We start from the raw sequence: 511 nt of genomic DNA on the forward strand, positions 1-511 counted from the left end.
CTCATGCAAACCCTGACCATCATCCGCCCCGACGATATGCACCTGCACCTGCGCGACGGCGACGCGCTCAAAGCCGTTGCCCCCTATACCGCCCGCCAGATGGGGCGTGCCGTCATCATGCCCAATCTCAAACCGCCCGTCGTCAGCGTTGCCGACGCGCTTGCCTACAAAGCGCGCATCATGGCGGCATTGCCCGAAGGCAGCGCGTTTGAGCCGTTGATGACGCTTTACCTGACCGACCAAGCCACGCCTGCACTTGTGCGCGAAGCCAAAGCCGCCGGCATCGTTGCCTTCAAACTCTACCCTGCCGGCGCGACCACCAATTCCGATTCCGGCGTAACCGACCTGTTCAAACTCATTCCCGTTTTGGAAGAAATGGCAAAACAGGGCATCCTGTTCCTCGTTCACGGCGAAGTAACCGATCCCGAAATCGATATTTTCGACCGCGAAGCCGCCTTTATCGAGCGCGTGATGAAACCCGTTTTGGCGCAAGTACCGAATCTCAAAGTCG

1 protein-coding gene is annotated in these 511 nt (G+C 58.9%); it reads left to right on the top strand.

What is annotated here, in order from left to right; translation table 11 throughout:
- Window positions 1-3: 3 nt before the first annotated feature.
- The coding region (locus ACTHUR_RS18535; RefSeq protein WP_440400236.1) for an amidohydrolase family protein at window positions 4-511 on the top strand (508 nt) is incomplete at its 3' end.

Source organism: Neisseria sp. P0021.S007 (assembly GCF_051956855.1).